The sequence below is a fragment of the Turicibacter sp. HGF1 genome (assembly GCF_000191865.1).
Classification (GTDB): Bacteria; Bacillota_I; Bacilli_A; order MOL361; family Turicibacteraceae; genus Turicibacter; species Turicibacter sanguinis.
Window position 1 is genome coordinate 21,768 of sequence record NZ_AEXQ01000059.1, and the last position, 14,901, is coordinate 36,668.

General features: G+C 36.0%; 14 protein-coding genes. 2 read left to right on the forward strand and 12 right to left on the reverse strand.

Annotated elements, in window-relative coordinates; all coding sequences use genetic code 11:
- Window positions 1–16: 16 nt before the first annotated feature.
- From HMPREF9402_RS05325 to HMPREF9402_RS05345, 5 genes are all read right to left on the reverse strand, one after another.
- Window positions 17–1,063: an SPFH domain-containing protein gene (locus tag HMPREF9402_RS05325; protein WP_009606798.1), complete on the reverse strand. Its 1,047-nt coding sequence runs from the start codon at window positions 1,061–1,063 to the stop codon at window positions 17–19.
- An 11-nt stretch (window positions 1,064–1,074) separates the two neighbouring features.
- On the reverse strand, window positions 1,075–2,148 hold the full coding sequence (locus HMPREF9402_RS05330; RefSeq protein WP_009606775.1) for a hypothetical protein: 1,074 nt from the start codon (window positions 2,146–2,148) through the stop codon (window positions 1,075–1,077).
- Between the two features lie 61 nt (window positions 2,149–2,209).
- Window positions 2,210–2,926, reverse strand: a complete 717-nt coding sequence (locus HMPREF9402_RS05335; protein ID WP_009606755.1) for a PspA/IM30 family protein — start codon at window positions 2,924–2,926, stop codon at window positions 2,210–2,212.
- 197 nt (window positions 2,927–3,123) lie between these two features.
- Window positions 3,124–4,380, reverse strand: coding sequence for a GntP family permease (locus tag HMPREF9402_RS05340; RefSeq protein WP_006783599.1), 1,257 nt, complete (start codon window positions 4,378–4,380; stop codon window positions 3,124–3,126).
- A 29-nt stretch (window positions 4,381–4,409) separates the two neighbouring features.
- Complete coding sequence (locus HMPREF9402_RS05345; RefSeq protein WP_006783598.1) at window positions 4,410–5,543, reverse strand: glycerate kinase family protein; 1,134 nt, start codon at window positions 5,541–5,543, stop codon at window positions 4,410–4,412.
- 286 nt (window positions 5,544–5,829) lie between these two features.
- On the opposite strand from HMPREF9402_RS05345, the gene HMPREF9402_RS05350 reads away from it, so the two are divergent.
- Entirely contained in the window at window positions 5,830–6,522 is a 693-nt protein-coding gene (locus HMPREF9402_RS05350) for a phosphoribosyltransferase (RefSeq protein WP_009606787.1), read from the forward strand.
- Between the two features lie 37 nt (window positions 6,523–6,559).
- On the opposite strand, the gene HMPREF9402_RS05355 is transcribed toward HMPREF9402_RS05350, so the two are convergent.
- From HMPREF9402_RS05355 to HMPREF9402_RS05365, 3 genes are all read right to left on the reverse strand, one after another.
- Window positions 6,560–6,823, reverse strand: coding sequence for a hypothetical protein (locus tag HMPREF9402_RS05355; RefSeq protein WP_006783596.1), 264 nt, complete (start codon window positions 6,821–6,823; stop codon window positions 6,560–6,562).
- 198 nt (window positions 6,824–7,021) lie between these two features.
- Window positions 7,022–8,875, reverse strand: a complete 1,854-nt coding sequence (locus HMPREF9402_RS05360) for an alpha-amylase family protein (protein ID WP_009606792.1) — start codon at window positions 8,873–8,875, stop codon at window positions 7,022–7,024.
- Between the two features lie 235 nt (window positions 8,876–9,110).
- Window positions 9,111–9,752 (reverse strand): hypothetical protein, encoded by a 642-nt coding sequence (locus HMPREF9402_RS05365; protein ID WP_006783594.1) that lies wholly within the window; start codon window positions 9,750–9,752, stop codon window positions 9,111–9,113.
- A gap of 423 nt (window positions 9,753–10,175) precedes the next feature.
- Here HMPREF9402_RS05365 and HMPREF9402_RS05375 point away from each other — a divergent pair, with 423 nt between their 5' ends.
- Entirely contained in the window at window positions 10,176–10,448 is a 273-nt protein-coding gene (locus HMPREF9402_RS05375) for a hypothetical protein (protein ID WP_006783593.1), read from the forward strand.
- A 38-nt stretch (window positions 10,449–10,486) separates the two neighbouring features.
- On the opposite strand, the gene HMPREF9402_RS05380 is transcribed toward HMPREF9402_RS05375, so the two are convergent.
- From HMPREF9402_RS05380 to HMPREF9402_RS05390, 4 genes are all read right to left on the reverse strand, one after another.
- Window positions 10,487–11,023 (reverse strand): hypothetical protein, encoded by a 537-nt coding sequence (locus HMPREF9402_RS05380; protein WP_009606765.1) that lies wholly within the window; start codon window positions 11,021–11,023, stop codon window positions 10,487–10,489.
- A 154-nt stretch (window positions 11,024–11,177) separates the two neighbouring features.
- Window positions 11,178–13,070, reverse strand: coding sequence for a DNA topoisomerase III (locus tag HMPREF9402_RS05385; protein ID WP_009606794.1), 1,893 nt, complete (start codon window positions 13,068–13,070; stop codon window positions 11,178–11,180).
- 16 nt (window positions 13,071–13,086) lie between these two features.
- Window positions 13,087–13,344, reverse strand: coding sequence for a toprim domain-containing protein (locus tag HMPREF9402_RS14975; RefSeq protein WP_009606779.1), 258 nt, complete (start codon window positions 13,342–13,344; stop codon window positions 13,087–13,089).
- 79 nt (window positions 13,345–13,423) lie between these two features.
- Complete coding sequence (locus HMPREF9402_RS05390; protein ID WP_009606795.1) at window positions 13,424–14,683, reverse strand: helix-turn-helix transcriptional regulator; 1,260 nt, start codon at window positions 14,681–14,683, stop codon at window positions 13,424–13,426.
- Between the last annotated feature and the right edge of the window lie 218 nt (window positions 14,684–14,901).

Consider the following 14,901-nt stretch of genomic DNA (forward strand, 5'->3'; position numbering starts at 1 on the left):
CAATGCTCAGTCTTTTTTAATTTAATTTAAATCCACACTCATTACAAAACTTCGCTCCCTGTGCTACTTTATTTCCACACTCAGGACAGAATTTTTTACTGACGCTCTCTGAAACTTTCATTCCACATTCAGGACAAAACTTTGCCTCTTTTTGCAAATGATACCCACATCCTTGACAAGACACTTCAGTTGATTTTTCAGTCGCTTGTTGGGCCTGTGTTGAGGCTATTGAACCCATTTGCTTCATCATTTCCATTCCCATCGCCATTCCTACTCCAGCTTGCGCCATCGACGCCATTTGAGTACCAGGATTTTGCGTCATCGAATCTAACATCGCCATTTTTTGATATTGATTCATATCGCCAACCATTTCATATGAAGCTGTTTTTTCAATCATTTTTTGAACATTTTCAGGATAAGTAAAACTTGAGATTGTAAACTCTGTTACAGTTAATCCAAGCTTTAACAGTTCCATATCTAAATCCATTTTAATCCCACGAGCAATTTCATATGCATTGGCTTGTAAATTAAATAAATCTTTTCCTTCTTTTGAAATCCAACGCATTAAGAGTTGATCGAGTCTTGATAATACACGCTCCTTGACATCATCCACTGTAACCTGTTGTTTCACACCTGCCATACGATCAATTAGCGCTAAATAATCATCTACCTTCACCGTAAATGTTCCAAAACTTCTAATCGGTAATCCACCCTTTAAATTTGGATTTTGCATGTTAATAGCATTTTTAGTTCCCCATCGAACTAAGAACTCTTTCGTATTCACAAACAAAACCTCAGCACGTAAAGGCGTATTAAATCCAAATTTAAAGCCTTTTAACGTCGTTAAAAATGGAACAATTTCCGATTCAATTTCATAATTTCCTTCGTCTTTAAATACCCCTTCAATCTTGCCATTAAATAAGAAAATAGCATCTTGTCCAGGACGAATCACTAAACGACTGCCACGTTTAATTTCTTTATTTCGCCACATCCAAAAAATGACATCATCACGTGTCTCATTCCATTCTACAACATTTGCAAATTGATTATTAAATAAACCCATACCATTCGCTCCTAACTATTAAAATAAACAAAGAATAAATAAAGAGCAAGTGCTCCTAGTATAATGAGTACCGTAATTTTAACCAAGCTATAAGGATACGTCCCGTGCACACGGCCTGTTTCACCATTAATAATATATTGATAGTTTTTTCCTTTATAATCATAATTAGCACACCAAATCGGTAATAACACATGCTTAAACGTCACATTCTGATACTGCGTTCTGACAACAACATTTCTTGCGGTATCGAAACGACACATAATCTCATGATGCGCCATTGATTCTAGTTCTCGAACCATTTTTTGTTTAGCACATGAGAAACCTTCACTTACCCCTAGATAATACCGTTCCGCTAGATAACCTGATAAATATTCTGGTTTATAGGGTTCTATGCGATCGGTATTATAAGGCTCTACCCCACTCATGATTTGATCGGAGTAATGGGCCGAGGCGTTCACCAAAACATCATCAAAAAATTCATGCAACTGTCCATTGACCGGATACCATCTTATCTTTTGAATCGTCTCTTTTTTCCCATTCACTTCACGTGTCTCATAATAATAACGACCGCCTTGGCCTGTATACGTACTATAAGTTTGAGCATCATAGGTCCAATATGGTACATAAACCGCTTGTAACTTATCACTTTGATACAATAACTTTAAATCATTTGGCGCTAACCAACGTCTTTTCATCCAACGACTCATTTCTTCCATGGCCTGATGTTTATCTATTTTAAAGGGTAAAACGCCTTCTGGCTTAATCCCTGCTGATTGCTTTGTTTTAAGAACATGAGAAGAGCCACAATATGAACAATGGATAGCCGTTGACTGTCTATCAACAACCGTTTCGGCTCCACAGCTTTCACATTTAATAACTTCTGCTTCCTCATTCCAATCAGATTGTGCTTCAAGGCGTGACACGTTGGAAAAATCGTATTCTAAAACATCCCCACTATTATCAATTTTTACTTCTGTCTCACAATAGGGACACTTTAATGATTGGGATTTAATATCAAAAATCATATTTCCGCCACAGTTTTCACATGTAAAAACTTCGACCTCTTCTTTTTGGTGCCCATCCATCTTTTCACTCCCTCTCTAAAAAAGGTTGCAACTAGTAGACTAGCCACAACCTGATTACTCTTTAGTTTAATTCATTCTTTAAAGCGGCTAATTCATCATCAATCACCGATGAACTTCCACCTTTGAGGGCTGCTAGCTCATCTTCAACAGCCGAAGAGGGGGCATCGTATTTGCTCATTAACGACTCGACTTCATCAACCGGTGACACATTTAAATCTGCCATCGCATTCGCTTCATCAAGCATACGGTTGGCTTTTTCCTCCATACGGGCAAATGCTCCTAAGTTCGTTTTAGCTGCTCCTACAGAGCTTCCAATTTCATTTAAGCGCGATTGCATATTCGCAGCTGCTACTTTTGCCTTAATGGTTTCACGACGTGTATTTAAATCATTAATTTCACTGACTAGTTTATCATGCATTTGGCGCATTTTTCTAGCATTTTCAGAAGCCATTTGAACTTTTTGTTCAAGGGTTTGTTGTTTCTCCACTAAGGTTGCTTTTTTAGATAAGAATAAACGAGCATCGTCATCATTTCCTGCCTCAACTGCACGTTTAGCATACGTTAATAACTTATTTACTTCTTGTGTGCATTCAGCTAATTCACGTTTAGAACGTATTTCTTCAGCCATAACTGCTGCGGTTTCTGATTTTACTTTTCCTAAATCCTCATTTAGATTACGTAAAATCTGATCCACCATTTTACTAGGATCCTCACACTTATCTAATAAGGCATTCATATTAGCTGACATAATATCGGTAAATCTTTTTAAAATGGACATAACCTCACTCCTCATCATCTTAACGCTTAAATTATATGACATTAACCCGAAAAATATTTATCTCATTAAGTTTAATCAATATTTTACTGCTATAAAAACATCTCGTCAATTACTCACTTGTATAATTACCGTATAATTAGATTCCACAATTCTTCAACTCATATAAAAAACCACCCATAATGGGTGGTTTAATCATATTAAAGTATAATCCCCCAAATAATCGTTGTCACAATCGTAATGGTTAACCCAACTAATGACTCGTAAGGGATTAATTTTAAACGTTCATTGATGCTAACATTTGTTGCTCCTGCTGTTGCATGAAAGAATGATCCATGTGGTAAGTGGTCAAGTACAGTTGCCCCTGCATGAACCATTGCCGCTCCACCAAGTGGAGATACACCTGCAGCCATAATAGCCGGTCCAAATGTTGCCGAAGCAATCGTTGTTCCTGCTGTTGTTGAAGCAGTCGCCGCTCCCATTAAAATCCCTGCAATTGGAGCTAATAAGAATTCTGGAATACTTAATCCATTTAATAAAGCAATGGTTGTTGTTTGTAACGTTGATGCTTTAATAATACCTGCTACTGCTCCCGTTCCAACTAAAAGAACTGCAACTGGCATCATTTTTGTTAATCCAAATGTAATATACTCATTAGTATGTTTCCATTTTCCACAAGCAATCACGCCGATGATTCCACCTACTGGTAAAGCAATTAATGGGTCTACTGTAATTCCAGCCAATGGACGTAAAGCTAATAAAAGAATGGCAACAACTGGTCCAATAACCGCTGCAAAGAAGCTTGGTAAGTCGTCTTGATTTTCTTCTACAACGATTTCTGTTACTTTTTCACCTTTATTAATTAATAACTTAACTAAGAAAACCGTCACAATTAAACCACAAATGGCCGCAATCACGTTTGCTCCCATTAAACTTGATAATTCAACACCAAAGTTTTCAGAAGCTGCAATCGTGTTTGGATTTGGAGAGATAACATTTCCACATTTTCCTCCACCAATCATCGCAAGTAAGATTGCCATTTTTGAATAGTTTAATTTTTTACCTAATGCTAAAGCAATCGGTGCTACTGTAATAACTGCGATATCAATAAATACCCCAGCTGCTGTTAAAATCATTGTCGCTAAAGCTAAAGCGAATAACGCGCGTTTTTCTCCTAATACTTTAACAATCTGTTCTGCAATTTTAGCTGCTGATCCCGTTTTGATTAAAACTCCAGCTAAAACTCCAGACGTAATGATACGAATAATGGCCGGCATCATTCCTTTGGCCCCATCAATCATCGTTGAAACAGTTCCATCAAGTCCTGCTCCTCCAACAAGTCCACCAATTAAAGCTCCTAAAATTAAGCTGTAAGCTGGATGTCCCTTTTTAATAATTAAGAAAATGGCTACAGCTAACCCAAGTAGCGCACCAAACGTTGTAATCTGTAAATCCATGTGGTTACTCTCCTTTATGAAATTGTCATTTAGTTAATGGCTTGAATTAAATTAAAGATTTGCTGCGTTGTTTGTTTCATATTTTCGTAAGCAACTTCTGGCTTCATTGCTTCTTCTAAAGACATCGCACTATTAACGATTGAGAAGTAAGCATCCATTCCTTCTTCATTGCATTTTTTCGCATCATTTGTTGTAGCTCCCGCTACTCCAATGACTTTACAATTATATTTTTTTGCAAGCTTGGCAACTCCAATTGGAGCTTTCCCCATTGCCGTTTGATGATCAATACGACCTTCTCCCGTCATAACAAAATCAGCGTCTTTTAATTCTTCTTCTAACTTCGTTTCTTCTAAAATAATTTTAACACCAGATTCTAATGTTCCGCCTAAGAATGCGGTGAACGCAAATCCAAGTCCACCTGCCGCTCCAGCACCTGGTAAATGAGCAAAATCTTGTCCTTTATGCTTTGCGACAACATCTGCAAAATGCTTTAATCCTGCATCTAATGCTTCTACCATTTCAGGATTTGCTCCTTTTTGTGGTGCATAAATATACGCAGCACCAAGTGTTCCATATAAAGGATTATTAACATCGCAAGCAATTTTAAAGTCACATGACGCTAATTCAGGTAACACATTTGTTTCATCAATTGAAACCACTTGGCTAAGACCTTGGCCCCCTTGCATCACTTCTTGTCCATTAGCATCTAAGAATTTAAATCCTAAAGCCATTAACATCCCAAGCCCGGCATCATTTGTTGATGATCCACCAATTCCAACAATAAATTTTTTACATCCAGCCTCGATGCAATTTTTAATCATCTCTCCAACACCATAGGTTGTTGTCACTAATGGATTACGATTTTCTACTGCTACTAATGGAAGTCCTGCTGCTTGGGCCATTTCAATCACAGCTGTTTCACCAATCATCCCAATTTGGGCACAAACTTTTTCATGTAGTGGTCCACACACTTCTACATTTTTTAACTCACCATTCATTCCAGCTACTAACGCTTCTGTTGTTCCTTCTCCACCATCAGCTAATGGTTTTACAACAACCGTCGCATTAGAATTAGCAGCTAAGATACCTGCTTTTGCTGCTTCACCTGCTTCTATTGAACTTAAACTTCCTTTTAATGAGTCAATAACTACAACGACTTTCATGGTGTCAGCTCTCCTTTAAATACATTAATAATTAATCTAAACCTAACTCTAGACTTAAGCATATGATTTGACATTTCACTTTTCGTCAAAAAATGACGAGCGAAAGCTATTATAACACCGGTTACATCTTTTGTATACACGCTTTCAAAAAATTCTAAAATTTACTATATTGCTTTTTTAAAAATTTTTCTATTTTAAAGCGTCTATATCTTTCTTTAGTATGTAGCCAATAACCTATTCTATTTCGTCCATACTAAAAATAATTTAGAAAAAGTGGTGATGAAAATTGTTATTTAAAAACCGTTTTGATGCAGGTGAATTATTAAGTCAACATTTAAAACTCTACCATGATAAAGAGATAATCATGCTTTTAGTCCCTAGAGGTGGAGTTGAAGTGGGCCTTCCTTCAATTAAACATTTTCAATTTGAATGGGATTTGATAATTACTCGAAAAATTGGAGCTCCTCATCATAAAGAAATAGCGATTGGAGCCGTAACTGTCGATGGACAATATTTATTGTATGAAGAATATATTGAACACCTCCACGTTCCGACTGGCTATATTGAGCAAGAGATTGAAAAAGAATTACGTGAAATCAAGCGACGATTAGTCACATATCGTGGCCATGATTCCTTTCCAAACGTTCAACATAAAGTGGTCATTTTAGTCGATGATGGAATAGCGACAGGATTTACTCTTTTAGCTGCCATTAAATCGATTAAAGCTCATCAACCCAAAAAATTGATTTTAGCGGTTCCTGTTGGACCAACAGAAACGATTGAAGCCCTCCGTCAATTTGTAGATGAGATTATTTGTCTTCATTCAATCGATCACTTCACCTCAGTAGGAGCCTATTATGAGACGTTTCCTCAAGTCACAGAAGAGCAAATGTCCTATTACTTAGAAGACCTAAAAAAGGTCCATCATCATGTAAAAAGCCTTATCCCACTGGATAAGGCTTTTTATTTAATTTGCTGAACTTTTGTATCTTTTTATCCTTGATCATTAAAGACAACTATAATGATTTTGGACTCACTAATTCTAAATGATAGAAATCTTCGTATCCATAATCCCCGACATGATTTAAGTACGTGCGAATAATCGCACGAGCATTTAGGCCACATCCTCTTAATTCATCTTCTAATTCTTCACTATTATGATAATCTACTAAACGTTCAATGACTTGTTCAAGCGTTGAACGGTCAAGTTCTAATAAGTCAACATTTGATTCGATATACCCACCTTCACGTAAAAACATGACTAAATACATTTGATCCATCTTAAAACCTCCTAACAGCGTTACGCTCTATTATAGCACAAGGTAATCCCCCATAATCAACTGACCTAAACTCTTTTTTAAAGAAATGTGACATCCTGTCATATTTACCTTTAAAACCACCCATAGAATAAGGAATCTTTCCTTCACGCTACTCCCCCAAAGAAAAAGCAGTTCGACTGATTCGAACTGCTTTTTTATCTAATTTTTAAACCATAAAAATTCATAAGGTTCAACAACAATCACTTCATCTTCTAAATGAATCCTTTTATCACTGACAAGGTCTGACATCATCCCACTAAATCCACACTGTTTCATTTCAGTTGTTGGAAGATACAATTTATGTTCGGAGAAGTTAAATAATAATAACATTTTGGCATCATCTTGGAATTTGCCGATTCCATAAACATGGTGATTTGACAAGCGGAGGATCTCATTTTTCACATCCCCAGCAAATAATGGCTCATTTTTGCGAATGTTAATGAGATGCTTTAGCATTTGGAAAACTTGACCCACTGGTGTCGTTAAATCATGACGTTTTTTCGCACGATCCCAGTCCATTGCTGGTCGGTGAACCCAACGCCCTTCACGGCATTTATGTTCATCTTCTAAGTAAGAATAATCATTAATCGTTGCTAATTCATCACAACTATAAAGAAGCGGGATTCCTTGTGATCCTAGTAATAAGGCGTGTATGAGATTAATACGAGCAATGGCTGTTTCAATCATGGCACTATTATCATATCTTAACGCCTGCTCAAGTCCAGCTAAACTTGCAAGTGTTCCATTAATTCTTGCATCACGCGTCACTGGATTATATTGATAAATTTCTCCTGTTGCAAAACTTCCCGGGAACTTTCCGCTATAAAAATCAATCATAAATTGCTTATGATCCACTGGATTTGAGCCCGTTAACCAAATCGCATCCTCACTAAATCCCCATCCAATATCATCGTGACAACGTGCATAATTAATCCAAGTTCCCGATTTTGGTGTCGTGTACCTCTCACTATCCAAACGCATGACACGAGTATCCCGAGTCGCTAACGAATTCCAAATATTCACCATAAAATTCGCATTATACATTAACTCGCACTCGACTTTGTGCTCATCTCCAAAATACTTTACAATCTCATAAGGCTCAACAATCGCTTCTCCAAGTAAAACAAGGGATGGACACGCAATTTCTTTAATCAGATGTAGCAGATGCATCAATTCATGAATCATCGGTAAATTACGGCACGACGTTCCAAGCTCTTTCCACATAAACGGAATCGCATCTAACCGAATAATATTAACCCCTGTATTTGCTAAAAACAACATAATATCAACCATTTGCTCAAACACATAAGGATTCTTAAAATTCAAATCCCACTGAAAATCACTAAACGACGTAAAGACATGATGATTAATTTCTTCATAATAAGTAAAATTCCCCGGGCACTTATCCGGTAAAACCTCAGGCACCGTCTTATTATAAAGAGCTGGAATATCATAATGCTCATACATCATATACATGCTCTGATAAAAATAATTCCCCTCAAGCGCACGTTTCGCCCACTCATGTTCCTTCGCCGTGTGATTTAACACGTAGTCGATGCAAACCGAAATCCCCGCTTCCCGAAACTCGCTTAACATCTGAATAAAATCATTCATCGTTCCAATGCGTGGATCAATATCACGGTAATCTTCTACCGCATACCCTCCATCATTTTCCCCTTCACGAGGCTTTAAAAGAGGCATCAAATGAACATACGTCACCCCTAACTCTTTCAAATACGGAATTTTTTGACTTAAATTTTTCAAATCCACCGCAAATAAATCCACATAAAGCATCATTCCAATCATATCCTGGGCCATAAACCAATGTGAATCACGCTGATCTAATGCTTTAAGTTCTGCTTGACGTTCCTGATATTTTTTTTCAATCACCCTCATCAGCGACTCAAAATCTTCATCACTCGCTCCAAATTGATCATAGACATAATGATACGTCCACTTTAAGTCATCATAATGCTTCGCTAACCGTTGTTCAAACTCATCTCTTCTTCCCATCCTATTCTATCGCTACTTTTCATGAAAACTCACACCAAATAAGGGAACCTTCCCACACAATCAATAACTATTTAATTCTCCGTCCCCAAATCCCCGTCACATGAAAAGTCGCTACGCTCCTTTCCATTATTATTATTCCTATTTAAGATGAATTATAGCATTAAATGAAAAAGAGGTAAATATAGAATGGTATCGATTTCATAAATTTTAGTAAAATAAAAAGCGAGTTAAAACCTCACTTTTCATATCCTGGTTCAAGCAAATATTGATTCTGAATCACTAACTTTCCTTGATCATTAAAAACTAGAATAGATTGGATCATACCAAGTGTTTGAGAATTTGTCTGTCCTATAATTCGCTGTTGAACTAATAAACTAAACGCATCTTGATACGGTTGCTTAATCGGATAAATCACATTCGGTGCCAAAACTTGTGGCAATGAGTTTTCATCGTCTATCTCTACTAAAAATATCATTTGGGTTTGATCACAAAGAACAAAGGCCTGCTCATCATTTACAAGTTGTGTGCTAAATACCAACTGCTTTGAAATCTCATCATCACGACATACCAACTTCAACTGATTTTTTTCTACCTCAACCAATCCTAAAACTGTATAATCTCCACTACCACCTGATTGACCAACCACCAAAATTTGATCTTTTCCTAATGATAAAAAATCCCCTAAATATAAATGCATCGCATATCCACCGAATGGTAACTCACAACTTAATGGCGCGATTTCTTTTCCAGCCACTACTAATTTCAACTGATTCATAAAAAGTCCATCATCTTCTGAATCTCCATAAAGCACAACTTTCTCACATTTGACATTGCCAAATACATCCCCATACTGAATATCTAACAACGTTTGAGCCATGTTATCACTCCTTTTTTTCAGACTAGTATATCTTATGTTAAAAGCCCATAAAGTGTCTCTCATCATTCACAGTTTAATTGAAAATACTCATTAAATAGGTTAAAAAATACAATGACTCCTACATTATGACTTATTTTTTAGGGACCTTCTTGCCCTCTTAAACCAAAGTTATCATTGAACCATCACTTGAATTAAGAGGGAACAGATCCCTTGATAAAATTAGGCTTACGTCTAGTGATCCTCCTATCGCCTCAAATGCCTTGAAATGAAATTCAAATCTTAAACTGATGACCCATCTTTTCACTTCATTATTTTTAAAAATTTGTTCATCATCTTTAAAAAAGAATCTGAATTGAAATAGACTCACTTTTGAATAAATCTCTCCACTTTATTCCATAATGAAATCGATAAGAGGTGATTTGCATGAATATTCTTGAAATTTTAAAACTCCTCGGTTGGGAAATTATTTCCGCGGACAATAAAAAACAACAATATACTATCACTGAAAGTATTGAACGAGTTCAACGTGAAACAGAACAAGATGGAAGAATTTATGGTGAAACAACCGTGACGATTGATGATGTTTCCTTCGATGAATTTGGCAATCTTTATATTATTTTTCAAGATGCCTATACTGGACATTACGTTGATAATTTTGTCTATAACCGAATGGAAAAAAATGAAATATACATTTAAAAAACGAAGTTCTGATTATCGAACTTCGTTTTTTAAATTCATTGATTAAAGGTTGCTGATTGTAAGTTAAACAATAGATATAAAATACTTTCACGACTATCTGTAATTTTCCATGTGCTATCTTTTTTTATTAAGCGAATCTCAGCCGAACGCTCTGTATAAGTTACCTCCTCTAAACAAGATAGCATCAAATTCTCATCAAAAGAAACAGGAGATGAGTGATCTTGACTTTCTTGAATAAAAGCAGATTGATACTGCATGAGTTCTGCTGCTATATCTGGTCCCGTGACACTCACCTTAACATACGCGACTTCTTTATTCATTTTCTGTGACAAAACTTCAAATTGAATATCTTTTATTAACTCAAAAATTCGTTGATCAACATCCGTTAACTGATCTGTTTTTTTCATTTTAGCATCATTAAATAAACTAAGAAAATCTCCTTCTGTCCCTTTTTGGATTTCACTAAAATAAGATTCTACAATTAACGAGGGTGAAGGTTGCCCCCATCCCACAAGACTTAAAGCAATAAACACGATGAAACTCATCATGAATGCCCATCTAAAACTTCTCATCAGCTTCACTCCTTTTAAAAAGTAAACGATTCTATTTCTTAGTATTTCATAAAAGGATTATTTCATTCATTAATTCATAATAAAAAAATCCCCCCTCCCTTTTACACTTTCCCCCTATTAAAAAAAGAGTTGTCGTCTGACAACTCCTCATGTATTAGAATTTTAAATTGGCAAATGCATCTGCAAAGGCTGAATTTAATGGTTCTGCTTGTTTTTCTTGTTCACGTAAATACTTTTGAACATCACGTTTACTTCCTTGTTTTTTCTGTTCTTGCCTACGTTTATTAAAGTTGCTTAGCTTTTCACGATAACCACAAGTACAAGCAAAGATGCGCCCTTCTCCTTCTCCACGAAGCTCAAGTTTTTTATGGCAGTTTGGACAACGAGAATTTGTCACTTGAGACACTGTTTTACGCGTTCCACATTCGCGATCTTGGCAAACTAACATCTTACCGCGTTTTCCATTTACCGCTAACATGGGCTTCCCACACTCAGGACATTTAGTAGTTGTTAAATTATCGTGCTTATATTTAGCGTCGCTCCCTTTTATTTCTTCAACGATTGCTACCGCATACTCACGCATTTGTCCAACAAAAACTTGACGTTTTAATTTACCGTTTGCAATATCACTCAACTTTTGTTCCCACTGCCCGGTTAACTCAGGTGATTTTAAATCGGCTGGCGCCAGCTCAAGTAATTGGCGTCCCTTTGATGTTAAATGAATCTCTTGACCACGTTTCTCGATCATGAAACCATTAAATAATTTTTCAATGATATCCGCACGTGTTGCAACCGTTCCAAGTCCACCTGTCTGACTTAATGTTTTCGCGATTTCTTTATCACTTGAATTCATAAAGCGTGCTGGATTTTCCATGGCTGATAACAGGGTTCCTTCATTAAAGTAAGCCGGTGGTTGTGTCTTTCCTTGTGTCTTAATTAATCTTGAGATTGGTAATTTCATGCCCTCTTCTACAATCGGAAGTACTTGGTCATCATCTGAATCTTCATCAAAGCCGTACACTTCCTTATATCCCGCAGAAATCACACGTTTTCCTTTTGCCGTAAAGTTCTCAGACCCAATTTTAGCTAAAAGCGTCGTTTGCTCGTATACAAATGGTTTTGATAACACCGCTAAGAATCGTTTCACGACGAGGTCGAAAATTTTACGTTCTTTATCACTTAAATCCGTTAATAACACCGTTTGTTCCGTTGGAATAATGGCATGGTGATCACTTACTTTTTTGTCATCTACAAACGATTTATTGGCTACGATTTTTGATTTTAATAATCCGTTAGCTGCCCCACGATAAGGACCAATGGCCACCGCTTTTAAACGATCCGGTAACGTTTCAACAATATCACTTGAGATATAACGAGAATCGGTACGAGGATACGTCAGAGCTTTATGTTGCTCATATAATTTTTGCATAATTGATAACGTTTCTTTCGCTGAGAAACCAAATAAACGGTTCGCATCACGTTGTAATTCTGTTAAATCATACAATCCTTTAGCATACTCTTTTTTCTCAACTTTCGTTACCTTCTCAATGATGGCTGGTTGCTGATTTAAGGTCGTTAATAGGGCTGTCACTTTATCTTCATCAAACGTTTTAACATCTTTTGACTTACTATCTTGCCACGTTAACTTTAATCCATGACTAATCGCACTGATTCCAAAGAAAGGTTTTGATTTAAATTGTTTAATTTCATCTTCACGTTTAGCAATCATGGCAAGCGTTGGGGTTTGAACACGTCCACATGATAAAGAAGCATTATGTTTCGTTGTCAAAGCGCGTGTTGCATTCATTCCAACAATCCAATCCGCTTCTGAACGGGCGATGGCTGAAGCATATAAATTATCATAAAGATGTCCATCTTTTAATGATTTAAATCCCTCTTTAATTGCTTTATCCGTTACAGATGAAATCCATAAACGTTTAATCGGCTTTTTAACCCCAACTTTTTCAATGATCCAACGCGCGACTAATTCTCCTTCACGTCCTGCATCTGTTGCAATAACAATAGCAGACACATCTTTTCTTAACATCTGTTCTTTAACCGCTTTAAATTGTTTTGAAGTTTTTTGGCATCACCACTAATTTAAAATGCTTAGGTAACATCGGTAAATCTTCTAAATTCCATGATTTATATTTCACATCGTAAGCTTCAGGATCAGCAAGCGTCACCAAATGTCCAAGCGCCCACGTTACGATATAATCTTTTCCTTCTAAATAACCATTGCCTTGTTTTTGGCAGTTTAGCACGCGTGCAATATCGCGTCCAACGGATGGTTTTTCAGCTAACACTAATTGTTTGCTCATGAGTTCATCCTCCACGTTTTTAAAGTACTCATCTATTGTATCAAATTGTACGCAAAAAGACCATGACTCTCATCATGGTCTAGATTGAAATCATCGTTAGACAATCTCGTTTCATTTCATCTAGTTCATCGCATTCGCTTTGGCAATACCATCTAATTAGCTCCAATTTAAGCCCATTTAAAAATGCTTCGCTTAAACATCCTTTTTTCACCAAATCTCTCATTTCACCTAACAACATTGAGAGTTGCGATTTGTCACTCATTGAATAAGCTAACTTCAGTGAGAATTCATACCACTCCTTTACATAGCGTTGATTTCCCCCTTCCATAATTTCTTCTTTCGATTCAAGAAAACATTGCTTAGCTTCTTCATATTGATCTAATAAAAAATAAATTTTACCCTCTAAAAGTCTAGATAATTGACGTTGGAAGAGCGTTTTTCTGATTTTAATAGCTTTTTGAACTGTAACTAAGGCTTCTTCATAATTCTGATTTAGCATTAATACCCCTCCTAAGTTATGATAAGCCATTCCCTTATGATACTCATATTTTTCCCTATTTATAAAGTCAATTATCAACTCATAAGCTTCTTGATATCTCTTCATTTTGATAAAAGCATAATATTTTAACATTAATGTTCCAGCGAGGGTCTCACTGTCCTGACACTGAATTAAAATTGATTCTATTTCTTCCAAACCTTCTGCATACTTCTCAAGTTCTAAATTTATTAAAGCCATATTATATCGTAAACGGTAGTAATAGGCAGTCATCTTATCATCTGTATACTGGGCAGCCAATGAATAGTACATTAAGGCAACTTTATAATTATCGGTTTCTTTCATATTATGACCTAATTGATGATAACAGTAGGCTAAATTACAATGGATACCATTTGCAACATGAATGGCTTTCATAAAATAATTAGTCGACACTTCATATTGTAGAATAGATTGGTAATGTTCACCCATTCCAACATTTAAACGGTATAAAAGATCACATAAATTAAATTGCTGTGCAATTTTTAATGACTCGTGATAATGCAGTGGGATTCTTTCAGTTTGACATTTTTTTGTTAAATAAGCAAAGGCTTGTTCTTCCTCTGTGTATCTAAACGTTTCTTTTGTATATAAATTTTTAATTTCCCCATTAGTTAATATATAAAATGCATCATAAATTTGATCAATCATTTCGAGTGTAGGTTGCCGTTTTTGGCTTTCAATCATACTTAAATAATGCTGACTAATCCCAAATTTAGAAAACGAAGCTTGTTTTAAAGCATATACTGTACGACATTTCTTTACTTTATCACCTATTCCTAAAAACAACTCTACCCACTCCATCTAGCGTTTATCTTACAATCCATTCTAAACTATTTTTATTTCATTATCTACTTCTTAAACTTCTATTAGCCTGGTAAGTGCTCAATTTAACTCATGAATTACAACAGCTCATAATCTTTTTTTATTCGCTTTCTATGCTCAAACAAACAATAAATGAAATAAAGTACCGTCAGCAAGATGAGGTACTCCAAAACCCATTGAAATTTAATGAAAAGTAA

Bases quoted from the DNA above. Each gene is read 5' to 3' on its own strand.
- HMPREF9402_RS05335 (WP_009606755.1), bottom strand. From the start codon at position 2,926: ATGTCCATTTTAAAAAGATTTACCGATATTATGTCAGCTAATATGAAT.
- HMPREF9402_RS05380 (WP_009606765.1), bottom strand. From the start codon at position 11,023: ATGAGAAGTTTTAGATGGGCATTCATGATGAGTTTCATCGTGTTTATT.
- HMPREF9402_RS05365 (WP_006783594.1), bottom strand. From the start codon at position 9,752: ATGGCTCAAACGTTGTTAGATATTCAGTATGGGGATGTATTTGGCAAT.
- HMPREF9402_RS05390 (WP_009606795.1), bottom strand. From the start codon at position 14,683: ATGGAGTGGGTAGAGTTGTTTTTAGGAATAGGTGATAAAGTAAAGAAA.
- HMPREF9402_RS05355 (WP_006783596.1), bottom strand. From the start codon at position 6,823: ATGGATCAAATGTATTTAGTCATGTTTTTACGTGAAGGTGGGTATATC.
- HMPREF9402_RS05330 (WP_009606775.1), bottom strand. From the start codon at position 2,148: ATGGATGGGCACCAAAAAGAAGAGGTCGAAGTTTTTACATGTGAAAAC.
- HMPREF9402_RS05345 (WP_006783598.1), bottom strand. From the start codon at position 5,543: ATGAAAGTCGTTGTAGTTATTGACTCATTAAAAGGAAGTTTAAGTTCA.
- HMPREF9402_RS05385 (WP_009606794.1), bottom strand. From the start codon at position 13,070: ATGTTAAGAAAAGATGTGTCTGCTATTGTTATTGCAACAGATGCAGGA.
- HMPREF9402_RS05325 (WP_009606798.1), bottom strand. From the start codon at position 1,063: ATGGGTTTATTTAATAATCAATTTGCAAATGTTGTAGAATGGAATGAG.
- HMPREF9402_RS05375 (WP_006783593.1), top strand. From the start codon at position 10,176: ATGAATATTCTTGAAATTTTAAAACTCCTCGGTTGGGAAATTATTTCC.
- HMPREF9402_RS05360 (WP_009606792.1), bottom strand. From the start codon at position 8,875: ATGGGAAGAAGAGATGAGTTTGAACAACGGTTAGCGAAGCATTATGAT.
- HMPREF9402_RS05340 (WP_006783599.1), bottom strand. From the start codon at position 4,380: ATGGATTTACAGATTACAACGTTTGGTGCGCTACTTGGGTTAGCTGTA.
- HMPREF9402_RS14975 (WP_009606779.1), bottom strand. From the start codon at position 13,344: ATGAGCAAACAATTAGTGTTAGCTGAAAAACCATCCGTTGGACGCGAT.